This is a genomic window from Pseudomonas sp. IT-P74, from assembly GCF_949768175.1.
Lineage (GTDB): Bacteria > Pseudomonadota > Gammaproteobacteria > Pseudomonadales > Pseudomonadaceae > Aquipseudomonas.
The window spans coordinates 1-25,413 of the sequence record NZ_CATKQD010000004.1; the positions used below are offsets into that span (position 1 = coordinate 1).

Here is a 25,413-nt window from a genome sequence, read left to right on the forward strand (position 1 = left end):
TATCGCCGGCATTGTCGACGAAGTAGAAGTCGGAACCATCGCCGCCGATCAGGCGGTCGGCACCGGCAGCGCCGTTGAGCGAGTCATTGCCGACGCCACCGTTCAGATGATCATTGGCGCGGCCACCTGTCAGTGTGTCGTTACCCGCGCCGCCGTCAATGATCACGCTGCCGGCGCTGGTCCAGGTCAGGGTGTTGGCCAGGGCATCGCCTGTCAGGCTGGAAACCTTGTTGCCGCTCGCGTCAAAGCGCTGGGTATAGATGTCAACCTGCCCATTCACCCCATGGGACTCCCAGGCAATCACATAGCCGCCATCGGTCAATGCAGTAACCTGGCCGAACGATTGGTTGCCGGTAGTGGTGGTGTTGATGCGGGTTTCGGTACCAACCTTGACGCCGCTGGCATTGAAGAGTTGAGCGAAGATGCCATTTACATCACCGATGCCTTGGCCTGCCCAGGTCACCAGATAACCGCCATCTGTCATGGCGGTGACATTGGGCTCTTCCTGATTGCCAGCGGTGGTGGTGTTCACCCGGGTTTCTGCACCCACTTTTACGCCAGCGGCATTGAAAAGCTGCGCGTAGACGTCGCCAGGGGCATCGGTTTCGTCATTGCCATCGCCATCGTCGGGAGCTGATTGCCAGGTGACGACATAGTTACCGCTACTGAGCACCTTGATCATGGGGTCAGTCTGATCGTCGGTAACCCTGGTATTGATGCGAATTTCTCCGCCCGATTTACTGCCGTCGGCCTTGAACCGTTGACCGAAGATGCCGGACGTATCGTCTTTTCCGTTACCCTCCCAAACCACCATCATGCCGCCATCGGCGAGGCCGGTGACGGTAGGGCCATCCTGATCGTATTGAGTGGTGGTGGAGACGCGTGTTTCTACACCTACCTTTGCCCCGTTGGCGTTATAGCGCTGCAGGTAACCGCCCCAGCCGCTGCCGTCCTGACCGTACGAAGCCCAGGACACCACAAAGCCGCCGTCTTTAAGCGCGGTGATCTCTGCGCTGTCCTGGATGCCGTTTCTGGTTGTGTTGACGAGTAGCTCACCTCCAACCTTGACGCCATTGGCGTTGTAGACCTGGGCGGCGATGTCCGACATGTCGTCGAAGCTATCCGATTGCCAGGTGACTACGTAGCCACCGTTGGCCAATGCGGTAATGGTGGGATCTTCCTGTGCGCTGTTCGTAACGTTGTTGACGAGGGCTGGCCCGCCTACCTTCACGCCACTGGCGTTATAGCGCTGGGTGTAGATGTAATCGGTGGTGCTTGTTCCCTGATCGCTCCACGCCACGATGTAACCACCATCTTTCAGGGCCGTGAGGGAGGGCTCGGAATGATAGCCAGTCGTAGGGTTGACGCGGATTTCGCCCAGGATTGGCATTGCAAATTCCTTTTGCGCAAAGAGAAAACTGAAGTGACCTGCAGTTTACAGTGCAAAACGGTGGCGTCAAACTGCCATCATTCAGGTATTCAAATCGGTGGCTTCAGGCTGCTTGCCTCTTCCAGTTGTATTTCGAATTCGGCGGCCGAGACGGTATCGGTGCTGCCATGAGCCATGCCGCTGGCGAACGGTAGTTGCCCGGTCGTATTGCTGGCGAAAGCGCTCATCCCGATGAAGCTGAAGGCACCGTCGATACGGCCTTGGGTGTTTGTTTTCGGAGGTACTTGGTTGGGGGGGGGGGGAGTTGGAGTTAGGGCCGGGTGGATAGGGGCTTGGTCCGGCGACCATTAAATCGCAGGCATAAAAAAACCCTGAATCTTGCGATTCAGGGTTTTCGGTATTTGGTGCCCAGAGACGGAATCGAACCGCCGACACGGGGATTTTCAATCCCCTGCTCTACCGACTGAGCTATCTGGGCAACGGGGCGCATTAAACGGGTTTTTCAGGGGGTCGTCAAGCAAGTTTTCAAAAAAAATTTAATTATTACCGTCGCTTACGTTCCGACCCCCGATAAATCGGGGTTATTCCGACGGCGGCACGTAGCCTTCGGCCTTGGCGTAATCCTCGCCGGAGAAGTACTTGTCCATCTCGCCCTGAAGATATTTGCGATCTTCGGCGTTCATCATGTTCAGGCGTTTTTCGTTGATCAGCAGGGTCTGGTGCTTCTGCCAGTCGGCCCAGGCCTTTTGCGAGACGTGGTCAAAAATGTCCTGGCCTTTGGCGCCCGGGAAGGGAGCGCGCTCCAGGCCTGGCAATTCTTCTTTGTACTTGCGGCACATGATGGTGCGGGTCATGACGACTCTCCTGCGTTCAATACGGCGGCCGCGCGTTCGAGCAAGGTTTTGACCGGGGCGGCAAGGCCCAGGCGCGGCGGGGTGGCGAGGTTATACCAGAGCCAGTCGGCCTCGGCCACGTGATGGCCGGACTCCTGGACCTGAACCAGCCAGGGTTCGATGGATAACTGAAAATGGCTGAAGGTGTGCACCAGGCTTGGCAATGCCTGTTGAGTGCCCAGTTTCAGCGAGTGCTGCGATGCCAGGTGCGGCAGGTCGTCGAGGTCGTCGAGTTCCGGCAGGCTCCACAAACCGCCCCACAGGCCCGTGGACGGGCGACGGTAAAGCAGGATCGCGCCGTCGTTGTTGGCGAGCATCGGCATCAACGTGCGTTTCTGCGGGATGGCCTTGCGTGGCTTGGGGATCGGATAGCGGGTTTCCAGGCCGAGCATGTGCGCTTCACAGCCCTTTTCCAGCGGGCACAGCAGGCAGCTCGGCTTGCTGCGGGTGCAGAGCGTGGCGCCCAGATCCATCATTGCCTGGGTGTAGGCGTTGACCCGATCGTGCGGCGTAAAACGCTCAGCGTTCGCCCAGAGCTGTTTGGCGACCTTGGGCTCGCCGGGGTAGCCCTCTTGTGCGGTAAATCGCGCCAGCACCCGTTTGACGTTGCCGTCGAGGATCGGCGCGCGCAGGCCCATGCTGATGCTGGCAATGGCGCCGGCGGTGGACAGGCCGATCCCCGGCAGATCAGTGAGCTTTTCCACGTCTCGGGGGAATTGGCCGCCGTACTGCTCGACGACGATCTTCGCGGTCTTCTGCAAATTGCGTGCGCGGGTGTAGTAGCCCAGGCCCGTCCACAGGTGCAGCACTTCGTCTTCCGGTGCCGCCGCCAGGGCCTCGACCGTCGGCAACGAGGCCATGAAACGGTCGAAGTAATTCAGCACGGTGCTGACCTGGGTCTGCTGCAGCATGATTTCCGAGACCCACACCCGATACGGGTTGATGTCTTGCTGCCAGGGTAAATCGTGTCGGCCGTGGCGGTCGAACCAGTCCAGCACCGCCATTGAAAACTGCTCGGCTCTCATCGCTTGAACAGCTCCTTGAGCGCGTCTTTCAGTTTCGGGTCGACCTTGTCGCCCCATTTCTCGTCGATTTTTTCGCTGATCCTGTCGCCAGCCAGTTTGGACGCGACCTGGCTCATGCGGTCGTTATCCAAACGGCAAGCCTTGGCGCCCAGCTCCAGAGGGCCGCGGCAGCGCAGTGGCCACTCGATGCCGACAAACTTGTCGCCGACCTGACAGGCCGGGTCCGGCATGGCGCTGGTATCGCCTTCGACGATGATGCCGACGCGGTAGTCCATGCCCAGCACTCGCAGATCGATGTCACCGTCACCGTTGACGGTCATGCCCGGGATGCGCGCTTTCAGGTCCGGATTGCTGGCCACGCCGTTACGCAAGGTCAGGTTGCCCTTGAGCTCCTGGAACGGTGTGTCCTTGCCCCGCGGCTCACCGTTGAGGGTTTTGCGGTTGAGCGTGGCGATGCCTTTGCACAGCTGTTGCTCGAGGTTGGCGTTGAGCAGCACGCCATTGTTGATGACGAAACTGGCGTTGCCGTTGAGGGTTTCGATCAACGCTTTCTGGCTGTTGCCGCTGCCGGTCAGGCTGCTGTTGAGCGTGACCAGGCCTTTGACCGGCGGGTTCTTGCCCTGGCTTTCGAGGATTTTTTCAGCCGGTACCCGGCTGATCTTCGTCTGCAGATTCAGTGCCGGCACGGGTTGGCGCACATCGAGCGTGCCGGTGGTTTCGAAGTTGCCCTCGTACAGGTCGCCACGCAGGTTGGCCAGCGTCAGCAGGCCGCCCTGGCCGGTGGCCTTGAGCGCCGCGTTATGGATCGGCAATTTTTTCAGGGTCAACTGGCCGAAGGTCAGGTCGGCGTCCACATCGAGCTTGCTCAAGCGTTCCACGGGCAACAGGCGATCGCTGCTCCAGGCGTCCTTGGTCGGCGCGGGTGGCAACGGAGTGCTGCCGGCGCCAGCCATGGCATCGGCTTCGGTGCTGGCGACTTCGGCCTGACGCACTTGTGTTGCGCTATTGGCTTCGGCGGACTTCGGCGGCAGGTAACGGTCGACGTTGAAGGTGTCGGCCTTGAGCGCTGCACGTAGCGATTGTTTTGCGAAGTCTTCGACGGCAATGCGGCCGCTGAAGGTGCTGTCGTCGACTTTCAGGTTGATGTCGTCGAGCGTCAGGCTGGTGGGTGTTGCCGCCAGACGGCTGACAAGCTCGACCTTGCTCAGGCTGCCTTCGGCCATGGCCGGGAGTTTCTGGCCGATACTGTCGACGAATTTCGCCAGGTCGAACTGGGCGATCGAGATGCCGCCGCTGACTTGCGGGGTCTTGTCGAGGTCGTTGACCTTCAGTTCACCCAGTGCCCGCAACTGGTTGGCGGAGATCTTGATGCCGGTCCATTCGGCGACATTGGCGGCCTTGTCCAGCACCAACTGGCCCTGGGCGGAGAATGTCATGGTCTTGCCTTGCAACGGGTCGCCGGTCACTTCACCGGACAGCTTCATGTCTTCTAGCTGATAGCGCTGCAGTGCGCGTGCGATGCGCACCTCACCGTTGAGCTCGGTACGCACTCGCAGTGCCGGCTGGTTGGCTGACAGGAATGCCGTGAGCTTGAGTGGAATGTTGACGGAGTCGTGAACCGCACCGGTGCTCAACTGGATGCTTTCGGCGCTGAAGCTCTTGCCGGTTTTTTCGTCGCTGTATTCGACCCGTGCGTTGTTCACGGTCAGGCTGTCGATGTCCAGGCGGATCGGCTGCGGCGGTTTTTCGGCCGCGACGCTGGTCGCGGGTGCAGGTTCACTCTCCGCGGGCGCAGTACTGGTCGTGTCGGTGTTGGCCGCTGCCGGCACCTTGCCGACGTCTTGCCAATTGCCGTGGCCGTCCTTGTCACGGTTCAGGCGCAGGTTCAGGCCTTCGACGCGCACATCGCTCATTTGCACTTCACGGCGCAGCAGCGGCAGTACGCGCACCGACAGACCCAGCATTTGCAGGTCGGCGAACGGTTCGGCCGGCTTGACCAGGGTCGCCACACTGGCGTCGTGCAGCTCCAGGCCCAGCCACGGGAACAGGCTCCAGCCGATATCGCCATTGAGCGTCAGCTCGATGTGGGCCTTGTCGCGGGCAATCTGGCGAATCTCGTCTTTGTAGTCGTTGGGATCGAAGAGGTGGGTCAGGGCAAAGCCCAGCGCCACAATGATCAGCAACAGCCCGAGAAGTACCAGACCCAGGATTTTGCCGAACGCTTTCATGGGCGAGTCCTTGTAGTTAATCGAATTCAAAATTTAGCCGAGGAGTATAGCGCCCCCGAACAGACGACCGGTCAGTGATCACGCCGGCAATACGTCCAGCGGCAGTTTCAGCTTCGCGGCCAGCGCCTGAGCCTCCAGATGCCCGACAGGCGCCAGCAGGCGCAGGGGCATGCCCGATTGCGCGGCCATTTTCCGGGCTTCGGCGACCAGTCGCTCGGCAACACCACGGCGGCGGGTAATTTTTCGCACACATATTTGGGACAAGTGCCAGGCGTCTTGGTGCCTTTGCAAGCGGGCCGCGCCCAGCAGGCGATCATTGAAGCGTCCGGCGATCAGTGTGCCGTCGCGCAAACAGTCTTCGATCAACTGCGCGGCCCCGGAAAAAGGGGCGAACAGCCAGTCCGGGGCGTCGCAGTAGATCTTCTGCAGATCCTGCCGATCCTGGGCAGTGGCTTGGTTCAACGGCTCGACAATGATCGGCATGGTGATTCCTGTGGGGTCATGAAGCGATAGAGATCAGTTGACGTACAAAAGGTGATGTCAGTTTGGTTTTTCTGTCACTTGCAAATGGTAACCTTTGCCCGTTCGTCCGTCCTTCTGCGACCTGTTGTCGCACAACAAGGTGCTCCACCGATAAAACGGTCATGTCTGCGTGCATAGAGGCCGGGAGTGGGCTGTGGCTGGCGAACCATACTGACAATTGGGGGATACACAATGACCACGAGCATCACGGCGGACGGCTTCAGCGCCGACCAGCCTGCGTTCCTGTCCAAGGAGCGGATCATCGCCAAGCCCGGTTTCAACCGTTGGCTGGTGCCACCGGCCGCGCTGGCCATCCACCTGTGCATCGGCATGGCCTATGGCTTTTCGGTGTTCTGGTTGCCGCTGTCCAAGGCGCTGGGCATCACCGCTCCAGTGGCCTGCGCACCGGACATGGGTTTTATCGCACAAGTCTTTTCGTCCCAGTGTGACTGGCCGATCTCGATGCTCGGCTGGATCTACACCCTGTTCTTCATCTTCCTCGGTTGCTCGGCCGCCATCTGGGGTGGCTGGCTGGAACATGCCGGACCGCGCAAGGCCGGGGTCGTATCGGCGCTGTGCTGGTGCGGCGGCCTGCTGATTTCGGCGCTGGGGGTCTATACCCACCAGATCTGGCTGATGTGGATCGGCTCCGGGGTCATTGGCGGTATCGGCCTGGGCCTGGGCTACATTTCGCCGGTGTCGACCCTGATCAAATGGTTCCCGGACAAGCGCGGCATGGCGACCGGCATGGCAATCATGGGCTTCGGCGGCGGCGCAATGGTCGGCGCTCCACTGGCGGCGGCGCTGATGGGGCATTTCGCTTCGCCAACCAGCGTCGGCGTGTGGCAGAGCTTCCTGGTGATGGCCGCGATCTACTTCGTGTTCATGATCGGTGGCGCGCTGTCCTACCGCGTTCCGCCAACCGGCTGGAAGCCTGAAGGCTGGACGGCCCCGGCGAAAAAAGCCTCGAACGCAATGATCACTCATCGCCATGTTCACGTGAATGTGGCCTGGAAGACGCCGCAGTTCCGTCTGGTATGGCTGGTGCTGTGCCTGAACGTATCGGCCGGTATCGGCATCCTCGGCATGGCATCGCCGCTGTTGCAGGAAGTGTTCGCTGGCAAGTTGCTGGGCAATGACCTGTCCTTCGGTCAACTGGATGCCTCGCAACTGGCTTCGATCGCCGCCATTGCTGCCGGTTTCACCGGTTTGCTCAGTCTGTTCAACATCGGCGGGCGCTTCTTCTGGGCTTCGTTCTCGGACTACCTGGGCCGCAAAAACACTTACTTCGTGTTCTTCGCCCTGGGCTTTGCCCTGTACGGACTGATTCCGAACCTGGGTCACCTGGGCAGCATCGCGCTGTTCGTGGCGGCGTTCTGCATCATCCTGTCGATGTATGGCGGTGGTTTCGCGACTGTTCCGGCGTATCTGGCGGACCTGTTCGGTACGCAAATGGTCGGTGCGATTCACGGTCGTCTGCTGACGGCGTGGGCTGCTGCCGGTGTGCTCGGTCCGGTGCTGGTGAACTACCTGCGTGAGTATCAGCTGAGCATCGGCGTCGAGCGTGCGGCGGCTTACGACATCACCCTGTACATCCTCGCCGGCCTGCTGGTGCTGGGCTTCCTGTGCAACCTGCTGGTGCGTCCGGTGGCGGACAAGTACTTCATGACCGACGCCGAACTGGCCGCCGAGCAGGCGCTGGGCCATGACAAAGGCGCTGACAGCAGCACCGTGCTGGAGTGGAAAGCCGCGCCGGGCACCAAGCCGCTGGCGATTGCGGCATGGCTGGTGGTGGGTATTCCGCTGGCGTGGGGTGTGTGGGTGACCCTGCAGAAGACGGCGGTGCTGTTTCACTAAGTAAAACGCACTATCCCTGTAGGAGCGAGCCTGCTCGCGATAGCGGTCTGACAGTCGACAGAAATGTTGAATGAACGACCCTCATCGCGAGCAGGCTCGCTCCTACAGTTGTTTTGGGGTGTCTGAAATGGCTTGTATGGACATGTCTATCGCCGACACCCCCGAATTCACTCCGTCAGGGATATCACCTCGCGTGTTTCTGTTTGGCGCCCGCACGCCTATAATGGCTGCCTTTTTCGCCCAATGATTTTGCGGAGCTGGTGATGGCCGAACGTAAGGCGTCTGTCGAGCGCGACACTCTGGAAACCCAGATCAAAGCCTCGATCAACCTCGATGGCACCGGAAAGGCCCGATTCGATATCGGTGTTCCTTTTCTTGAGCACATGCTGGACCAGATCGCCCGTCACGGGTTGATCGACCTGGATATTGTCAGCAAGGGCGACCTGCATATCGATGACCACCACACGGTGGAAGACGTCGGTATCACCCTCGGCCAGGCGTTTGCCAAAGCCATCGGCGACAAGAAAGGCATCCGTCGCTACGGCCACGCCTACGTGCCGCTCGATGAAGCGCTGTCGCGCGTGGTGATCGACTTCTCCGGCCGTCCAGGCCTGCAGATGCACGTGCCGTACACCCGCGCCACCGTTGGCGGCTTCGACGTTGACCTGTTCCAGGAATTCTTCCAGGGCTTCGTCAATCACGCATTGGTCAGCCTGCACATCGACAACCTGCGTGGCACCAACACCCACCACCAGATCGAAACCGTGTTCAAGGCTTTCGGCCGCGCCCTGCGCATGGCCGTGGAGCTCGATGACCGCATGGCCGGGCAAATGCCTTCGACCAAAGGCGTCCTGTAATGCAGACAGTCGCGGTTATCGATTACGGCATGGGCAACCTGCACTCGGTGGCCAAAGCCCTCGAACACGTGGGTGCAGGCAAGGTGCTGATCACCAGCGATGCCAACGTGATTCGCGAAGCCGACCGGGTGGTTTTCCCAGGTGTCGGCGCGATTCGCGATTGCATGGCGGAGATCCGTCGCCTCGGTTTCGATTCGCTGGTGCGTGAAGTCAGCCAGGACCGTCCGTTCCTTGGCATCTGCGTGGGCATGCAAGCCTTGCTCGATACCAGCGAAGAGAACGACGGTGTCGACTGCATCGGCCTGTTCCCGGGCGCGGTGAAGTTCTTCGGCAAGGATCTGGTCGAAGACGGCGAACACCTGAAAGTCCCGCACATGGGCTGGAACGAAGTGAAGCAGAAGGTCAGTCACCCGCTGTGGCACGACATTCCGGACATGGCGCGGTTCTACTTCGTGCACAGCTACTACATCGCTGCCGCCAACGCGCGGCAAGTGGTGGGTGGCGGTCACTACGGTGTCGATTTCGCCGCTGCGCTGGCCGAAGGCTCGCGTTTCGCCGTGCAGTTCCACCCGGAGAAAAGCCATACCCATGGCCTGCAATTGCTGCAGAACTTCGCTGCGTGGGACGGTCGCTGGTAAATGGCAACCAAGAAATCCAAGCCGCCGATTCTGACCCTCACTCCCGAGCAGGAGAGCGAGGCCAATCGCAAGATCAAGCGTTTCATGGAAGACCGCTTCGAACTCGACCTCGGCTCGTTCGAGGCGGCGGAGATTCTTGAGCTGTTTACCCGTGAAATTGCTCCGCACTATTACAACAGGGCGATTTTCGATGTGCAGGCGCATCTCAAAGAGAGGTTCGAAAGCATCGAAAGCGACCTGTGGGCGCTCGAGAAAAACTGATTTCCGAGCCAAGCTGATCATTCAAATTTGAAGGTTTGCCAGATGCTGATTATTCCCGCTATCGATCTTAAAGACGGTGCCTGTGTTCGTCTGCGCCAGGGCCGTATGGAAGATTCCACGGTGTTCTCCGATGACCCGGTGAGCATGGCTGCCAAGTGGGTGGAGGGCGGTTGCCGCCGTCTGCATCTGGTCGACCTGAACGGCGCCTTCGAAGGCCAGCCAGTCAACGGCGAGGTGGTCACCGCCATCGCCAAGCGTTATCCGAACCTGCCGATCCAGATCGGCGGCGGTATCCGCTCCCTGGAAACCATCGAGCACTACGTGAAAGCGGGCGTGAGCTACGTGATCATCGGCACCAAGGCTGTGAAAGATCCGGCCTTCGTCGCTGAAGCCTGCCGCGCGTTCCCGGGCAAAATCATCGTGGGCCTGGATGCCAAGGACGGTTTTGTCGCCACTGACGGCTGGGCTGAAATCAGCACCATCCAGGTGATCGACCTGGCCAAGCAGTTTGAAGCCGACGGCGTGTCTTCGATCGTTTATACCGACATCGCCAAAGACGGCATGATGCAGGGCTGCAACGTACCGTTCACCGCCGCACTGGCTGCTGCCACGAAGATCCCGGTGATCGCTTCCGGCGGTATCCACAACCTGGGTGACATCAAGACCCTGCTCGACGCCAAGGCGCCAGGCATCATCGGTGCGATCACGGGCCGAGCGATTTACGAAGGCACCCTCGACGTCGCTCAAGCGCAAGCTTTCTGCGATTCGTACAAAGGCTGAGGACTGATCATGGCGCTGGCCAAACGCATCATCCCTTGCCTGGACGTGGACAACGGCCGGGTGGTCAAGGGTGTGAAATTCGAAAACATCCGCGACGCCGGTGACCCGGTGGAAATCGCCCGTCGCTACGACGAGCAGGGTGCCGACGAGATTACCTTTCTCGACATCACCGCCAGCGTCGACGGCCGCGACACCACGTTGCACACCGTCGAGCGCATGGCCAGCCAGGTGTTCATCCCGCTGACCGTGGGCGGTGGCGTGCGTACCGTGCAGGACATCCGCAACCTGCTCAATGCCGGTGCGGACAAGGTTTCGATCAACACCGCAGCAGTGTTCAACCCGGAGTTTGTCGGTGAAGCCGCGCAGCATTTCGGCTCGCAATGCATCGTGGTGGCCATCGACGCGAAGAAGGTTTCCGGGCCGGGCGAAACCCCGCGCTGGGAAATTTTCACCCATGGCGGTCGCAAGCCAACCGGCCTCGACGCCGTTGAGTGGGCGAAGAAAATGGAAGGCCTGGGTGCCGGCGAAATCCTGCTGACCAGCATGGACCAGGACGGCATGAAAAACGGTTTCGACCTGGGTGTCACCCGCGCGATCAGTGATGCGCTGGGCATTCCGGTGATCGCCTCCGGCGGTGTCGGCAACCTGCAACACCTGGCCGACGGCATTATCGAAGGCCACGCCAGCGCGGTACTGGCGGCGAGTATTTTCCACTTCGGCGAATACACGGTGCAGGAAGCCAAGGCCTATATGGCCCATCGCGCAATCGTGATGCGTTAAACAACAGGCCAGTGGACACCATGGCGTACCCAAGGCACTCTTGGGTACGCCATGGATTTCGGTAGCCAGACATGCTTAAACGCTTTCTTCTCGTCCTCGCCAGCGCATCTCTGTTGTTGATCAACGGAGCAAACGCTAAAGACAGCCCCGATACCGACCTGGTGTTGCTGACGGAGAACTTCCCGCCGTACAACATGGCGAAGAACGGCAAGAACTTCGCTCAGGACGAGAACATCAATGGCATTGCCGTGGACATCGTCCGCGAGATGTTCAAGCGCGCCGACATTACCTACAGCCTGACGCTGCGTTTCCCTTGGGAGCGGGTGTACAAACTGGCTCTGGAAAACCCCGGTTACGGTGCCTTTGTGATGGCGCGTCTGCCCGATCGTGAAAAACTCTTCAAATGGGTCGGCCCGATTGGCCCGGACGACTGGATCATGTTGGCCAGGGCCGATAGCAAGATCACTCTCGAAACTCTCAATGACGCGCGCAAATACAAGATCGGCGCCTACAAGGGCGATGCGATTGCCGAGACGCTGGCCAAGCAGGGGCTCAATCCTATTGTTGTGCTGCGTGATCAAGACAACGCGAAAAAACTGGTCAACGGCCAGATCGACCTGTGGGCCACCGGTGACCCGGCCGGGCGCTATCTGGCGCGCCAGGACGGGGTCAGCGGGTTGAAAACCGTATTGCGTTTCAACAGTGCTGAACTGTACCTGGCGCTGAACAAGGATGTGCCGGACGAGACGGTGGCCAAGCTCCAGGCGGCGCTGGACCAGATGCGCAAGGAAGGCCGGGTGGACGAGATCATGGCGCAGTATCTGTAGAGCCCTGCACATATCAATGTGGGAGCGAGCCTGCTCGCGAAAGCGGTTTTACAGTCGACATTTGCAGTGACTGTCATGACCCCATCGCGAGCAGGCTCGCACACAGTTGTTTGGTGGTGCCCGCGGATTAGCGGTACACCCCATCCTTCCCATGCGCAGCCGTCGCCCGGTTACCGCGCACACTGATCATTTGCTTGATATCGATCCACTCGATTCCCTGGGCTTTCAGCTTGGGCAGTTCGCGCTCCAGCACCGCAAGTGTCTGCGGATACGGATGCCCGATCATCACCGCCGAACCCTGCTTGTGCGCGAGGCTGATCGCGGTCTGCAACTGGGTCAGGATCGCCGCTTCAGTACGCTCATCGTCGAGAAACACATCCCGCGAAACGCTCGCCAAACCGATCTTCTGCGCTTGGGCAGCGGCCACGGTCTGGGCGCTGGTGCGGCTGTCGACGAAGAGTTTATGCCGGCGCTGCAAATCCGCCATCAACCACGCCATGGCGGCTGACTGTGCGGTCATGCGGCTGCCCATGTGGTTGTTGATGCCGCTGGTGTACGGGACCCTTTTGAACGCGGCATCCAGGCGTTTTTCCAGCTCTTCGATGGGCAACTCGGGGTGCCAGGCAAACGGTCCGGTGGCCGGGTCCATGGGCATGTGCAGGATGACGATCTTACCGGCGCGATGGGCTTCGCGGGCGAATTCGGTGGCGTGGGGCGTGTCGGGCATGATCGCTGTGGCCACAGGGCCAGGCAGGGCAAGCACGCGGCGATCCCGGGGCAGGTTCTGCCCCAGGTCATCGATGATCAGGCTCAGGTAGGCTTTGTGGGGCGTCGATCCGACGGGTTCTGCGTGAGCAACACCCGCCAGACAAAACAATAGACCGATCAGTAACCGTAGAAGCATCTCAACGGCCGGACGTGATGCTCAGCCCTTTGAGCAGGCTCAGGGCCTGGGCCAATTGGTAATCATCGTCCTGCGGCATCGGCTTGGCTTTGCCGCTGGAACCGGTCGGTTTGTCGGCGCCGCCATTGCCATTGCCCAGGTGACCCTGCAAGTCAGCTTCCTTGAAGTAATCGCTGTCTTGCTCGCTGGTGATCTTGGCCTTGCGTACTTCGATGTCCGGCACGATGCCCTGGGCCTGGATGGAGCGACCGTTCGGCGTGTAATACAGCGCCGTGGTGATCTTCAATGCGCGCTCGTTGTTCAGCGGCAGCACGGTTTGTACCGAGCCTTTGCCGAAGCTGGTGGTGCCCATGACGACTGCGCGTTTCTGGTCCTGCAGGGCACCGGCGACGATTTCCGAAGCCGAGGCACTGCCACCGTTGATCAATACGACCATCGGCACGGCTTCGCTTTCGTCCTTGCCGGTGGCAGAGAAACGCAGCTCGGAGTTGGCGATGCGGCCCTTGGTGTAAACGATCAGGCCCTTGGTGATGAAGTGGTCGACCACTTCCACCGCCGCCTGCAACACGCCGCCCGGGTTGTTGCGCAAGTCGAGAATGATGCCCTTGAGCTTCTTGCCGTTTTCCTTGCGCATTTTGGCCAGGGCCTTGGAGACTTCTTCGCCGGTCTTGACCTGGAACTGGGTGATGCGGATGTAGCCGTAGCCCGATTCCAGCAACTGGCTCTTCACGCTCTTCACTTGAATGACGGCGCGGGTCAGGGTCACGTCGAACGGCGTGCCACCGTCGCGGACCAGGGTCAGGGTGATTTTCTGGCCGATCTTGCCGCGCATCTTGTCCACGGCTTCGGTCATGCTCTGGCCGCGGGTCGGCTGGCCGTTGATCTTGACGATGAAGTCGCCGGCCTGAATGCCGGCCTTGGAGGCCGGAGTGTCGTCAATGGGCGACACCACCTTGATGAAGCCGTCTTCGGCACCGACTTCAATGCCCAGGCCGCCGAATTCACCGCTGGTGCTTTCCTGCAACTCGGCGAAATCTTCAGGGCCCAGGTAGGCCGAATGCGGATCGAGGTTGCTGAGCATGCCCTTGATGGCGTTTTCCAGCAGGGTCTTGTCGTCCACCGGTTCGACATAAGCGGCCTTGATCCGGTCCATCACCTCGGCAAAGGTGCGCAACTCATCCAGCGGCAATGGCGCCTTGGTGGTCGCGGCAGTGCCCGCAGGCGCAACCGCCGGCGCTGGTTGAGCGGCAAACGCCAGAGGCGCGCCGATCACCAGGGCGATCGTCAGGGCCAGCGAGGTAAGGCGGGACAAATGCAGCATGTCTAACAAACTCCTGAATTAGGTAACGCACTTATCCTTGCGCGCGGCACCATTGCGCCGGATCACTCGGGTGACCCTGCTGACGAATAGCAAAATACAGCGCTGGCGTGTCTTGCCCGCCACTGCTGCCGACAGTGGAGATGGACTCACCGGCTTTAACCACATCACCCGCAGACTTGAGCAGCGTCTGGTTGTGACCATAAAGACTCAAGAAACCGTTGCCGTGGTCGAGGATCACCAGCAACCCGGCGCCTCGCAGCCAATCGGCAAACACTACACGACCACCATGCACCGCATGCACGGTGCTGCCGGCAGACGCGCTGATCATCACGCCATCCCACTTGGTCCGGGCATCGTCGCCACGGCTTTCACCGTAGCGCGCCAGCAGTCGACCATCGACAGGCCAGGGAAGTTTGCCGCGGGTTGACGCAAACGGACCGCCAAAGGTCTCGCCGGAACTGGAAACCAGTGCGCCGGGTGACGATCTGACTGGCTTGCGTGGGGCGTCATCGCTGGCATCTGCCTGCGCCTGGGCCTCACGTAAACGCTTTTTTTCGGCTTCCTGCTGGGCAATCAGCGCTTTTTGCCGCGCTTCTTCTGCCTCACGAGCCTGGCGTGCCAAGGTTTCTTCAATGGTTTTAAGGACTTTAGACAGGTCTGCCTGATCCTGCTCGCGCGCCGCCAGTTTCTGATCGCGAGCCTTTACGTCGTCATTGAGCTTGGCCAGGACTTGCTGGCGCTCCTTGCGGACTTTCTCGAGCTCGTCACGCTGGGTGTCGAGGCTGCTTTGCTGCACCAGCAATTGCGCCTGCTGCATGGCGATGTCTTTCTCGACATTGGACAGTTGGCGCAGGGTTTCGTTGAAATTCTTCAACTGTTCCAGGCGAGCCTGGCTCAGGTAGTCGTAATAGGTGAGGGTACGGGCGAATCTTTCCGGATTCTGCTGGTTGAGCAGCAGCTTGAGGTATTCCTGGCGACCGTTCTGGTAGGCCGCCCGGGCCTGAATGGCGATCAGTCGTTGCTGTTCAATGCGCGCGCTCTGGAGTTTTTTTTTCTCCGCATCGAGTCGCTGCAGCTCGGCTTCGCTTTTCTTCAGCTCTTTTTGCAGGGCGTCGACCTGCTTTTCGAGCTTGCCCATTTCGGTTTCGGTGCCCTTGAGCTCTTTCTGTACACCGGACTTTTCTTCCTGCAACTTGCCCAGCAGCTTCTTCAGCTCGGCAATGTCCTGACGCGTGGCGTCCAACTGTTGTTGGGTATCTGCGCGCTCGTCAGCGAAAGCCGGTTGGAGCAGGCATGTCAGGGCTAGGGCAGTCAGGATGCGGAGCATAGGGGCGGGCGGCACCAGGGAAAGGGACGGCCTAGTATGCCCGCCATGGGCGGCAAAAAAAATGCCCATTTCTGACTGTGTGATAACTGGATCGAAAAACACCGCAAACCCACTGTAGGAGCGAGCCTGCTCGCGATGGCGTCCTGACATTCAATATCGATATTGACTGTCAGATTGCTATCGCGAGCAGGCTCGCTCCTACAGGGTTTTGTGGCGTTTTGGAGAACCAATCAGACCAGAATCGAAGTCCCGGTCATTTCCGCCGGTTGCTCAAGGCCCAGCAACTTGAGCATGGTTGGCGCCACGTCTGCCAGCACACCGCCCTCGCGAACCTTCAAGTCGCGCTTGCCGACATAGATGAACGGTACCGGTTCGGTGGTGTGCGCCGTGTGCGCCTGGCCGGTGGTTTCATCGGACATTTGCTCGACGTTGCCATGGTCGGCGGTGATCAAGGCTTCACCGCCGACCTTTTCCAGGGCATCGACGATGCGGCCCACGCACAGGTCCAGGCATTCGACGGCCTTGACCGCTGCTTCGAACACGCCGCTGTGACCGACCATGTCGCCGTTGGCGTAGTTGACCACGATCACGTCGTAACGCTGGTTTTCGATGGCGTCGACGATGCGGTCGGTGACTTCAGGTGCGCTCATTTCCGGCTGCAAGTCATAGGTGGCGACTTTCGGCGACGGAATCAGGATGCGCTCTTCGCCCGGGAACGGTTCTTCGCGGCCGCCGGAGAAGAAGAAGGTCACGTGGGCATATTTTTCGGTTTCGGCGATGCGCAGCTGAGTCTTGCCGTTTTTCGCCAGATAGTCGCCCAGCACGTTTTCCAGGCTGCCGGCCGCGAAAGCCGACGGCGCAGGGATGCTGGCGGCGTATTGGGTCAGCATGACGAAACCGGCCAGTTTCGGCTGGCGGGCACGCTCGAACTCACTGAAATTGTCTTCAACGAACACGCGGGTCAGCTCGCGGGCACGGTCGGCGCGGAAGTTCATGAACACCACGGCATCGCCGTCTTCGACTTTTACCGGCTCGCCGATGGAGGTGGCTTTGACGAATTCGTCGCTCTCGCCACGTTCGTAGGCCGCTTGCAGGCCTTCCTGAGCGGTGGCGGCGTTGAATTCGCCCTGGCCATCGACAATCAGGTTGTAGGCCTGGGACACGCGGTCCCAGCGGTTGTCGCGGTCCATGGCGTAGTAGCGGCCAATGATGCTGGCGATCCGGCCTTTGCCCAGGGCCTGGAAGGTCGCGTCGAGCAGTTCGATCGACGACTGCGCGCTTTTCGGCGGAGAGTCGCGACCGTCGAGGAAGGCGTGCAGGTAGATGTTTTGTGCGCCGCGCTTGAAGGCCAGTTCGGCCATGGCGACCAGGTGATCCTGGTGGCTATGCACGCCGCCATCGGACAGCAGGCCCATGAAGTGCACGGCTTTGCCGGCGGCGACGGCCTTGTCCACGGCGGCGCAGATGGTCGGGTTCTCGAAGAACTCGCCGTCGCGGATCGATTTGGTCACGCGAGTGAAGTCCTGATACACCACGCGGCCGGCGCCCAGGTTCATGTGGCCGACTTCGGAGTTGCCCATCTGGCCATCCGGCAGGCCGACGTCCATGCCGCTGCCCGAGATCAGGCCGTTCGGCACGGTGGCCCACAGACGATCCAGTACAGGCTTGTTCGCCGCGAAAATGGCGTTGGATTCGGGATTGTCGCTGTGACCGAAGCCGTCGAGAATCATCAGGACCAAAGGTTTAGGCGTGGTAGTCATGGAATCCGCTCTGGCTTAAGTAAAAAGGGGCGATGGAGAAGGGAGTCGCAGTTTAAAGCGAAGTTCCGGCCGCGTCACCGCCGGACGGGGTTTGGCCCACCATAGTGGCTGTGTATACTGGCCGACATTTTAACGCCCTGGAACCTCCTTCGATGGTTGCTAACCTGATTCAATTTGCCACTAACCACTACATTCTCGTCGGTATCTTCGTCGTACTGCTGGCGTTGCTGATTGCCTATCAAATGCAGGGCGGCGGCCGTAGCCTGAGCACCGGCGAACTGACCGGGCTGGTCAACAAGGACGCAGGCGTGGTGATCGACATTCGTCCAGCCAAGGATTTCGCCGCCGGTCACATTGTCGGCGCGTTGAACATTCCCCAGGACAAACTGACCGCCCGCGTTGGCGAGCTGGAAAAGCACAAGGCCAAGACCATCATCCTGGTCGACGCCATGGGCCAGACCGCCGGCACCCACGCCCGCGAATTGATGAAGTCCGGCTTCACCGCCGCCAAGCTGTCCGGCGGTATCTCCAGCTGGAAAGCCGACAATCTGCCGCTGGTGAAGTGATATGAGTAGCGTCGTCGTCTATTCCAGCGATTACTGCCCTTACTGCTCGCGAGCCAAGTACCTGCTCGAGAACAAAGGCGTGGCCTTCGAAGAGATCAAGGTCGATGGCAAGCCGCAGGTGCGCGCTGCGATGGCCCAGAAAGCCGGGCGTACGTCCGTGCCGCAAATCTGGATCGGCAGCACCCACGTGGGCGGTTGTGATGATCTGTTCGCCCTGGAGCGCGCCGGCAAGCTCGACGCGTTGCTCAGGGCCTGACGGCAATACCCCAAACAAGCAAACCTAAAAGAACCCTGGATCAAGAAGGATCTGCGATGACTGACCAACAGAACACTGCTGCGAACGAAGAAGAAACTGCACCGCAATTCTCCTTGCAGCGCATTTATGTGCGTGACCTGTCCTTCGAAGCTCCAAAAAGCCCGGCGATCTTCCGCCAGCAGTGGGAGCCGAGCGTCGGTCTGGATCTGAACACCCGTCAGAAGACGCTGGAAGCCGACTTCCACGAAGTCGTGCTGACCCTGTCGGTTACCGTGAAAAACGGTGACGAAGTGGCGTTCATCGCTGAAGTGCAACAGGCCGGGATCTTCCTGATCAAGAACCTGGATGACGCTTCGATGAGCCACACCCTGGGTGCGTTCTGCCCGAACATCCTGTTCCCGTACGCTCGCGAAACCCTGGACAGCCTGGTGACCCGCGGTTCGTTCCCGGCACTGATGCTGGCTCCGGTGAACTTCGATGCGCTGTACGCTCAAGAGCTGCAACGCATGCAGGCTGCTGGCGAGACTCCGACCGTTCAGTAAACGGTTTCAATCGCCACAGTAATTCAATGTGGGAGCGAGCCTGCTCGCGAAGAGGGCGTATCAGATGACATCAATGTCGCCTGGCACACCGCTTTCGCGAGCAGGCTCGCTCCCACATTTGCTTTGCGGTGTTACTTGAAGTCGTTCTGACGCCAGGCTTCGTAAACGGCCACCGCCACGGTATTGGACAGGTTCAGGCTGCGGCAGCCCTCGCGCATCGGCAGACGCAGGCGTTGTTCGCTGGGCAGGGCGTCCAGTACGTCGGCGGGCAAACCACGGCTTTCCGGGCCGAACAGGAATGCGTCGCCCGGGACGAAGCTGGCATCGTGGAACGGCCGCGAGCCCTTGGTGGTGAAGGCGAACAGTCGTGGATGGCCGAGGCTCTCCAGGCAGCTGGCGAGGTCCGCGTGGCGTTGCAGGGTGGCATACTCATGGTAATCGAGGCCGGCCCGGCGCAGGCGCTTGTCGTCCATCTCGAAGCCCAGCGGTTCGATCAAATGCAGGTGGCAGCCACTGTTGGCGCACAGCCTGATAACGTTGCCGGTATTCGGCGGAATTTCTGGTTGGAAAAGGATGACGTGAAACATGCACGGCTCCGAAGGCAAAGATGACGCGCATTCTACGCCGCCAGAAGGCGTGCGCTCGAAACTATTCCTGCGGGTAATGGGCTCGCTGGCGATTGTCGGGGTGATGGTCGGGATGATGATCGGTCGCCTGACCGCGCCGGACCTCAGTCAGTTGCAGCAGGTGGAAGTGACGAATGACGGGCTGGTGGTGTGGTTCAACAATGAGCCCAAGACCCACGGCGAGATGGTTGATGGCACTGTCGCGCTGCTGTTTGACGCCGAGGGCAAGGCGCAGAAAGGCCAACTCAAGTTCGGCGGCAAGGACGTGAACTGGCGGGTACGTTTGAGCGATGGGGGGGTGTTGCTGACGCTGGTGGCGGCCAGACCCCTGCAGGGTGAATGGTCCGGTAGCGAGGTCGAAGACCGCTGGCGGCTGGAGATCCATCTCCGGGAGCAATAAAAGAGGGGAATCCCCGGCCTGCCTGTACCAAGGTCCCCAAAACGGGAGGCTCGTCGCGAATGCGGTTTGAGCCTGGTGTAAAGAAGGAACCCCTGACCTGCCTGTATCAAGGGCCCCAAAACGGCTGGGCTCGTCGCGGTTGCGGTGTGAGCCCGATGTAAAGAGGGGAATCCCCGGCCTGCCTGTACCAAGGTCCCCGAAAGGGTTGGTGAATCGAATCACCTGTAAGAGGTACTGCAGGGGGCGTGCCAGGTTTTCATCTGTTGAAACAAAAAAGCGGATCAGAAACGCGAAAGCCCCGTAAACCGGGGCTTTCGTGTTTTTAAAGACTTGGATTTTTGACGTTTTCAGGCGGGATTTTGAAAGGCAGGATGTGCCCGATCACGGGTCATCGTGCATTGATGCGGTGCATGCTGGCCCTAAAAGCATCGCGAGCAGGCTCACTCCTACAGTTGGAATGCGTTCCCCTGTAGGAGTGAGCCTGCTCGCGATTGGATGTAACTGTCAGCGAAGATCGGAAGACCGATTAACCCTCATCCCCCTCATCATCATCCCCGCCATCAACCTTCATGCCCAATTCCTTGATCTTGCGGGTCAGGGTATTACGCCCCCAGCCCAGCAAGACGGCGGCATCGCGGCGGCGACCGGCGGTGTGCTTGAGGGCAGTCTCGATCATGATTCGCTCGAAGGCCGGCACGGCGCTGTCGAGCAGGCTCGATTGACCACGGGCCAGGGCCTGGTCAGCCCACTGGCGCAGGGCCTGTTCCCAGTTGGTGACCGGTGCCGAGTCCTGCGGCAGGCTCAACAACTCCGGCGGCAGGTCGCCGATGTGCACTTCGCGACCCGAAGCCATCACCGTGATCCAGCGGCAGGTGTTCTCCAGCTGACGCACGTTGCCCGGCCACGGCAGGTTCTTCAGGTATTCCTCGGTTTCGCTTTTCAGCAGCTTCGGCTCGACTGCCAGCTCCTGGGCGGCGCGGCCGAGGAAGTGCTTGGCCAGGGTCGGGATGTCTTCGCGGCGATCCGACAGACGCGGGATATGGATGCGGATCACGTTGAGGCGATGGAACAAGTCCTCTCGGAATTTCCCGGCGTGCACCAGGGTTTCCAGATTCTGGTGAGTCGCGGCGATGATGCGCACATCGACCTTCACCGGCACATGACCGCCGACGCGGTAGAACTCGCCATCGGCCAGTACCCGTAGCAGGCGAGTCTGGGTGTCGGCGGGCATGTCACCGATTTCGTCGAGGAACAGCGTACCGCCATCAGCTTGCTCGAAACGCCCGCGACGCAGGTTGGCGGCGCCCGTGAACGCGCCTTTCTCGTGGCCGAACAGTTCGGATTCCATCAGGTCTTTGGGGATCGCCGCCATGTTCAGCGCAATGAACGGCGAAGCGGCACGCGGGCTGTGACGATGCAACGCGTGGGCCACCAGTTCTTTACCGGTACCCGATTCACCGTTGATCAGCACGGTGATGTTGGAATGGCTCAAGCGCCCGATGGCGCGAAACACTTCCTGCATCGCCGGCGCTTCGCCGATGATTTCCGGGGTGCGGGTCAGGGTCGGGGCAACTTCCAGGCCCTGTTGTTCCTGGGCGTGCTGGTTGGCGCGCTTGACCAGGGAAACCGCCTCGTCGACATCGAACGGCTTGGGCAAGTATTCGAAGGCGCCGCCCTGATAGGACGCGACAGCGCTGTCCAGATCGGAGTGCGCGGTCATGATGATCACTGGCAGCCGTGGGTGCTGTTCGCGAATCCGCGCCAGAAGCTCCAGGCCACTGGCACCCGGCATGCGGATGTCGGAGATGATCACGTCCGGCTGCTGGCGCGCCAGACGGCTCATCACGCCATCGGCGCTGTCGAAGCTTTGCGTGGTCATGCCTTCCTGTTGCAAGGCTTTTTCCAGGACCCAACGGATAGAACGGTCGTCATCGACGATCCACACGGTTTCACTACGGCTCATGTCGATGTGGCTCCTTGTTCCAGTGGCAGAAAGATCGAGAAGGTGGTGTGGCCGGGGTGGCTGTCACATTCGATCAGGCCCTGGTGCTGGCTGATGATGTTCTGGGTAATGGCCAGGCCCAGCCCGGTACCGTCCGGACGACCGCTGACCATGGGGAAGAAAATGGTTTCCTGAAGCTCTGCCGGGATGCCCGGACCGTTATCGATGATCTCGATCTTGGTCACCAGGCGATGACGCACATGACCGATGGTGAACTGGCGCATGGCGCGGGTGCGCAGGCTGATGCGGCCCAGGCGCAGTTCATTCTGGCTGCTGATGGCCTGCATGGCGTTGCGCACGATGTTCAGCACGGCCTGAATCATTTGTTCGCGATCGATCAGGACGTCGGGGATGCTTGGATCGTAGTCGCGCACCAAGGTGATGCAGCCCTGGCTTTCGGCCTCCACCAGATGGCAGACACGCTCCAGCACTTCGTGGATGTTGCACATGGCCAGCGACGGCAGCTTGTTGGAGCCGAGCATGCGGTCCACCAGATTACGCAGGCGGTCGGCTTCTTCGATGATGACGTTGGTGTAGTCGCGCAGGCTTTCTTCCGGCAGTTCCCGGGCCAGCAATTGTGCCGCGCCGCGAATCCCGCCCAAGGGGTTCTTGATTTCATGGGCAAGGCCGCGCACCAGCATCTTGCTGGTTTCCTGTTTCGACAGCTGTGCTTCTTCCTTGGTGATCCGCAGCAGGCGGTCACGGGGGTGGACTTCGAGCAGCAGCATCGTGTCGCCATTGCTCAGAATCGGCGTTACCGCGTAGTCGACGGTCAGGGTCTGGCCGGTGAGGGCGGTGAGCATGGCTTCGCGCTTGGTGAACGGATGCGCCTGTTCGACGGCCTGGCGCAACGAGTTCAGTGCCTCGGTCGATTCGGTGAACAACTCACTGATGAACTGCCCATGGCTGCGCTGACCGCTGATTGCCAGCAGCATCTCCGCCGCCGGGTTCATGTACTCGAGGCGCAGTTCGGCGTCGAGCAGGATCGTGGCAGTGGTGAGGTTGTCGAGTAGCAAACGGTGGAGCGCGTCGCTAATGGTCATCGGGACCTCTTTTAGGGCAGAGCATGCGCAAAAAAAGCGCTGGTACGGGCAAAATGCAAAAACCAAACCAAGGCTCCGAAAAGAAGCGCTCGAGGCCTGAAACAGGCGTTTGACGCTCGTTTGCGTGGCGTTCTGCCAGCTTTCGCGGGTACTTTCGAACCAAAATGGGTTGGAATGTGAGTACGGTGCAAGCAATCGCACCAATATAGTGCGCAAACCTGAACAAGGTTAAAAAGTCTTGGGCATGCCGGCAGGCACTCGGCAGTCAGGTCTTCAGCGCGTGTGCACTCGTTGCACGGTGAGGGTCGTGGTGGGGCTCTGCTGGACAACGTTTTCGCCATCGACTACTTGCACGGCGAGGCTGTGTTCGCCGCGATCGATGTTCACCAGTTGCAGGGTCGGCACGTTGCCTGGCTCGCCGTACGGCTGACCGTCCAGCAGCAGGCGCAGCAGGTGAGGGGCTTGCAGGCGCGGCTTGATCAGTACGGTTACGGTGAACGTGCCGTTGTTGGCGCGCAGGGCTTCGTTGGCAGGCAGACCGGTCAGCTCCAGCACTTCATAGGTCTTGAGGGGTTGTTCACTATGGGCGGCCCGCGCAGCAGGCGCGGGTTCGCCCGGAGGCTGGCGCTCGATGCTGTTGAGGGGCGGCAAGTTGACCGGTTGGGCGCTGACACCGTCAGGCGGTTGATTGCTGTACGCGGTGGCGCCGTTGGCGTCCGTGTACTTGTAGATCTGCGCCAGGGCGGGCAGAGCGATCAGCAGCAGGATGAAAAGAAAACCACGACCCATAAAAACAACCGGAAACGAAAGCGTAGGGTTGCAGCATAGGTCAGGGTTGGTGGTTATCCCAAGTCGCTGAACATCCTGACAATAAAAAAGGCCTCCCGAAGGAGGCCTCTTTTTGTCACGCCGCGTGTCGCGACGCTACCGGATCAGCAGCTGTAGTACAGCTCGTATTCCAGTGGGTGTACGAAGGTACGTACCTTGATTTCTTCTTCGCTTTTAAGGGCGATGTAAGCGTCGATGAAGTCGTCGCTGAAAACGCCGCCTTTGGTCAGGAACGCACGACCTTTGTCCAGCTCTTCCAGGGCTTCTTTCAGGCTGCCGCAAACTTGTGGGATCTCTTTGGCCTCTTCAGGCGGCAGGTCGTACAGGTTTTTGTCAGCGGCATCGCCAGGGTGGATCTTGTTCTGGATGCCGTCCAGGCCAGCCATCAGCAGTGCGGCGAAGCACAGGTACGGGTTGGCAGCCGGATCCGGGAAGCGTGCTTCAATACGGCGGGCTTTCGGGCTCGACACGTAAGGAATACGGATCGAAGCGGAGCGGTTGCGAGCCGAGTAGGCCAGCATCACTGGGGCTTCGAAGCCTGGAACCAGACGCTTGTAGGAGTTGGTGGCCGGGTTGGTGAAGCCGTTCAGGGCCTTACCGTGCTTGATGATGCCGCCGATGAAGTACAGGGCAGTGTCGGACAGGCCGGCATAGCCTTCGCCAGCGAAGGTGTTCTTGCCATCTTTCCAGATGGACATGTGTACGTGCATACCCGAGCCGTTGTCGCCGTACAGAGGCTTAGGCATGAAGGTCGCGGTGCGACCGTAGGCATCGGCTACGTTGTGCACGACGTACTTCAGGGTTTGGGTTTCGTCGGCTTTCTTCACCAGGGTGTTGAACTTGACGCCGATTTCGTTCTGGCCGGCAGTTGCCACTTCGTGGTGGTGAACTTCGACGGTCAGGCCCATTTCTTCCAGTGCGTTGCACATGGAGGTACGGATTTCGTGGTCGTGGTCGAACGGCGGAACCGGGAAGTAGCCGCCTTTGACGCCTGGACGGTGGCCTTTGTTGCCGCCTTCGATGTCCTGGTCGGACATCCACGAACCTTGTTCAGAGTAGATCTTGAACATGGAACCGGAAATGTCGGACTTGAACTTCACCTGGTCGAAGATGAAGAACTCTGGCTCTGGACCGGCGTATACGGTGTCGCCGATAGCGGTGGCTTTCAGGTGCTCTTCGGCGCGCTTGGCGATCGCACGTGGGTCGCGGTCGTAGCCTTGCATGCTCGAAGGTTCGATGATGTCGCAGACCAGGATCAGGGTCGGCTCTTCGGTGAACGGATCCAGGACGGCGGTGGAGTCGTCCGGCATCAGGATCATGTCGGAGGCTTCGATGCCTTTCCAGCCAGCGATGGAGGAACCGTCGAACATTTTGCCGACTTCGAAGAAGTCATCATCCAGCGCATCGCGAGCCGGCATGGTCACGTGGTGCTGAGTGCCTTTGGTGTCCGTGAAGCGCAGATCAATCCACTTGACGTCATGATCTTTGATGAGTTGAACCGACTTCGACATAGTGTCCTCCGGGTGGCTTCGGGCTAGTAATGGATGCCCTTAAATGTGGGTGATGCCGGCGCGAATACTCTGCCAAGGCAACCTGCCTCACAAGGGAGCAAATTGCATGCCAGTGCCCCAGCATGGGTTTTTTGCCCCAAAAACACGCTTGCGAAGGCATATTGCGCTTTAAAGCAGAAAATCTCGCCCTGTAATGTGGCGTCAGATTCAATAAATGACCTGTTTTGGTGCGCGCAAAACCTTCTGCACATTAACTGGTTAAACCTTGA

General features: G+C 60.0%; 26 protein-coding genes and 1 tRNA gene. 11 read left to right on the forward strand and 16 right to left on the reverse strand.

The window, feature by feature from the left end; genetic code table 11:
* From ACM6J5_RS03675 to ACM6J5_RS03705, 7 genes are all read right to left on the reverse strand, one after another.
* Window positions 1–1,390: calcium-binding protein (locus ACM6J5_RS03675; protein ID WP_414927850.1), on the reverse strand; the 1,390-nt coding region annotated here is incomplete at its 3' end.
* A gap of 89 nt (window positions 1,391–1,479) precedes the next feature.
* Window positions 1,480–1,617, reverse strand: a complete 138-nt coding sequence (locus ACM6J5_RS03680; RefSeq protein ID WP_414927851.1) for a hypothetical protein — start codon at window positions 1,615–1,617, stop codon at window positions 1,480–1,482.
* Window positions 1,618–1,792: 175 nt separating this feature from the next.
* Window positions 1,793–1,868, reverse strand: a tRNA-Phe gene (locus ACM6J5_RS03685).
* A 103-nt stretch (window positions 1,869–1,971) separates the two neighbouring features.
* On the reverse strand, window positions 1,972–2,244 hold the full coding sequence (locus ACM6J5_RS03690; protein WP_007989188.1) for an oxidative damage protection protein: 273 nt from the start codon (window positions 2,242–2,244) through the stop codon (window positions 1,972–1,974).
* Window positions 2,241–3,308 (reverse strand): A/G-specific adenine glycosylase, encoded by a 1,068-nt coding sequence (mutY, locus tag ACM6J5_RS03695; protein ID WP_414927852.1) that lies wholly within the window; start codon window positions 3,306–3,308, stop codon window positions 2,241–2,243. Before mutY ends, ACM6J5_RS03690 begins: the two co-directional genes overlap by 4 nt.
* Window positions 3,305–5,536: an AsmA family protein gene (locus ACM6J5_RS03700; RefSeq protein WP_414927853.1), complete on the reverse strand. Its 2,232-nt coding sequence runs from the start codon at window positions 5,534–5,536 to the stop codon at window positions 3,305–3,307. The genes mutY and ACM6J5_RS03700 overlap by 4 nt, the downstream gene beginning before the upstream one ends.
* Before the next feature lie 78 nt (window positions 5,537–5,614).
* Window positions 5,615–6,019 (reverse strand): acetyl-CoA sensor PanZ family protein, encoded by a 405-nt coding sequence (locus tag ACM6J5_RS03705; RefSeq protein ID WP_414927854.1) that lies wholly within the window; start codon window positions 6,017–6,019, stop codon window positions 5,615–5,617.
* A gap of 231 nt (window positions 6,020–6,250) precedes the next feature.
* On the opposite strand from ACM6J5_RS03705, the gene ACM6J5_RS03710 reads away from it, so the two are divergent.
* The 7 genes from ACM6J5_RS03710 to ACM6J5_RS03740 all read left to right on the forward strand — a co-directional run bounded on the left by ACM6J5_RS03710 (window position 6,251) and on the right by ACM6J5_RS03740 (window position 12,058).
* Window positions 6,251–7,915, forward strand: a complete 1,665-nt coding sequence (locus ACM6J5_RS03710) for an OFA family MFS transporter (RefSeq protein WP_150672310.1) — start codon at window positions 6,251–6,253, stop codon at window positions 7,913–7,915.
* A 263-nt stretch (window positions 7,916–8,178) separates the two neighbouring features.
* The gene (hisB, locus tag ACM6J5_RS03715) at window positions 8,179–8,772 is read left to right on the forward strand and encodes an imidazoleglycerol-phosphate dehydratase HisB (RefSeq protein WP_003218037.1); all 594 of its coding nucleotides are present in this window, start codon (window positions 8,179–8,181) and stop codon (window positions 8,770–8,772) included.
* Window positions 8,772–9,410, forward strand: a complete 639-nt coding sequence (hisH, locus tag ACM6J5_RS03720) for an imidazole glycerol phosphate synthase subunit HisH (protein WP_008047713.1) — start codon at window positions 8,772–8,774, stop codon at window positions 9,408–9,410. The genes hisB and hisH overlap by 1 nt, the downstream gene beginning before the upstream one ends.
* A complete protein-coding gene (locus ACM6J5_RS03725) occupies window positions 9,411–9,671 on the forward strand; it encodes a DUF2164 domain-containing protein (RefSeq protein WP_095942301.1) in 261 nt (86 codons plus the stop codon).
* 42 nt (window positions 9,672–9,713) lie between these two features.
* Complete coding sequence (gene hisA, locus ACM6J5_RS03730; protein ID WP_095942302.1) at window positions 9,714–10,451, forward strand: 1-(5-phosphoribosyl)-5-[(5-phosphoribosylamino)methylideneamino]imidazole-4-carboxamide isomerase; 738 nt, start codon at window positions 9,714–9,716, stop codon at window positions 10,449–10,451.
* 9 nt (window positions 10,452–10,460) lie between these two features.
* Entirely contained in the window at window positions 10,461–11,231 is a 771-nt protein-coding gene (gene hisF / locus ACM6J5_RS03735; protein ID WP_095058287.1) for an imidazole glycerol phosphate synthase subunit HisF, read from the forward strand.
* A gap of 71 nt (window positions 11,232–11,302) precedes the next feature.
* Complete coding sequence (locus ACM6J5_RS03740; RefSeq protein ID WP_095942303.1) at window positions 11,303–12,058, forward strand: substrate-binding periplasmic protein; 756 nt, start codon at window positions 11,303–11,305, stop codon at window positions 12,056–12,058.
* Between the two features lie 127 nt (window positions 12,059–12,185).
* On the opposite strand, the gene ACM6J5_RS03745 is transcribed toward ACM6J5_RS03740, so the two are convergent.
* From ACM6J5_RS03745 to gpmI, 4 genes are all read right to left on the reverse strand, one after another.
* A complete protein-coding gene (locus tag ACM6J5_RS03745; RefSeq protein ID WP_414927855.1) occupies window positions 12,186–12,962 on the reverse strand; it encodes a divergent polysaccharide deacetylase family protein in 777 nt (258 codons plus the stop codon).
* Between the two features lies 1 nt (window position 12,963).
* Window positions 12,964–14,283, reverse strand: coding sequence for a S41 family peptidase (locus ACM6J5_RS03750; RefSeq protein ID WP_095942305.1), 1,320 nt, complete (start codon window positions 14,281–14,283; stop codon window positions 12,964–12,966).
* Window positions 14,284–14,314: 31 nt separating this feature from the next.
* Window positions 14,315–15,610 carry a murein hydrolase activator EnvC family protein gene (locus tag ACM6J5_RS03755; protein ID WP_095942306.1) on the reverse strand — a complete coding sequence of 432 codons (1,296 nt, stop codon included), beginning with the start codon at window positions 15,608–15,610 and terminating at the stop codon, window positions 14,315–14,317.
* A gap of 230 nt (window positions 15,611–15,840) precedes the next feature.
* Window positions 15,841–17,370 (reverse strand): 2,3-bisphosphoglycerate-independent phosphoglycerate mutase, encoded by a 1,530-nt coding sequence (gene gpmI / locus ACM6J5_RS03760; RefSeq protein ID WP_414927856.1) that lies wholly within the window; start codon window positions 17,368–17,370, stop codon window positions 15,841–15,843.
* A 152-nt stretch (window positions 17,371–17,522) separates the two neighbouring features.
* Here gpmI and ACM6J5_RS03765 point away from each other — a divergent pair, with 152 nt between their 5' ends.
* The 3 genes from ACM6J5_RS03765 to secB are packed head-to-tail and all read left to right on the forward strand — an operon-like array spanning window position 17,523 to window position 18,734.
* Window positions 17,523–17,936, forward strand: a complete 414-nt coding sequence (locus ACM6J5_RS03765) for a rhodanese-like domain-containing protein (protein ID WP_095942308.1) — start codon at window positions 17,523–17,525, stop codon at window positions 17,934–17,936.
* Between the two features lies 1 nt (window position 17,937).
* Window positions 17,938–18,192 carry a glutaredoxin 3 gene (grxC, locus tag ACM6J5_RS03770; RefSeq protein ID WP_008047737.1) on the forward strand — a complete coding sequence of 85 codons (255 nt, stop codon included), beginning with the start codon at window positions 17,938–17,940 and terminating at the stop codon, window positions 18,190–18,192.
* A gap of 56 nt (window positions 18,193–18,248) precedes the next feature.
* Window positions 18,249–18,734 (forward strand): protein-export chaperone SecB, encoded by a 486-nt coding sequence (gene secB / locus ACM6J5_RS03775; RefSeq protein ID WP_008047739.1) that lies wholly within the window; start codon window positions 18,249–18,251, stop codon window positions 18,732–18,734.
* 131 nt (window positions 18,735–18,865) lie between these two features.
* Here secB and trmL read toward each other — a convergent pair whose 3' ends face one another.
* On the reverse strand, window positions 18,866–19,321 hold the full coding sequence (gene trmL, locus ACM6J5_RS03780; protein WP_095942309.1) for a tRNA (uridine(34)/cytosine(34)/5-carboxymethylaminomethyluridine(34)-2'-O)-methyltransferase TrmL: 456 nt from the start codon (window positions 19,319–19,321) through the stop codon (window positions 18,866–18,868).
* On the opposite strand from trmL, the gene ACM6J5_RS03785 reads away from it, so the two are divergent.
* The gene (locus ACM6J5_RS03785; RefSeq protein ID WP_414927857.1) at window positions 19,320–19,760 is read left to right on the forward strand and encodes a hypothetical protein; all 441 of its coding nucleotides are present in this window, start codon (window positions 19,320–19,322) and stop codon (window positions 19,758–19,760) included. The two genes, trmL and ACM6J5_RS03785, sit on opposite strands and share 2 nt — an antisense overlap.
* A 526-nt stretch (window positions 19,761–20,286) precedes the next feature.
* Here ACM6J5_RS03785 and ntrC read toward each other — a convergent pair.
* From ntrC to glnA, 4 genes are all read right to left on the reverse strand, one after another.
* Window positions 20,287–21,723 (reverse strand): nitrogen regulation protein NR(I), encoded by a 1,437-nt coding sequence (ntrC, locus tag ACM6J5_RS03790; protein WP_046040882.1) that lies wholly within the window; start codon window positions 21,721–21,723, stop codon window positions 20,287–20,289.
* The gene (glnL, locus tag ACM6J5_RS03795) at window positions 21,720–22,805 is read right to left on the reverse strand and encodes a nitrogen regulation protein NR(II) (RefSeq protein WP_056725787.1); all 1,086 of its coding nucleotides are present in this window, start codon (window positions 22,803–22,805) and stop codon (window positions 21,720–21,722) included. Before glnL ends, ntrC begins: the two co-directional genes overlap by 4 nt.
* 273 nt (window positions 22,806–23,078) lie before the next feature.
* Entirely contained in the window at window positions 23,079–23,594 is a 516-nt protein-coding gene (locus tag ACM6J5_RS03800) for a DUF4124 domain-containing protein (RefSeq protein WP_150672316.1), read from the reverse strand.
* Between the two features lie 143 nt (window positions 23,595–23,737).
* The gene (gene glnA / locus ACM6J5_RS03805) at window positions 23,738–25,144 is read right to left on the reverse strand and encodes a type I glutamate--ammonia ligase (RefSeq protein ID WP_008002929.1); all 1,407 of its coding nucleotides are present in this window, start codon (window positions 25,142–25,144) and stop codon (window positions 23,738–23,740) included.
* Window positions 25,145–25,413 lie beyond the last annotated feature (269 nt).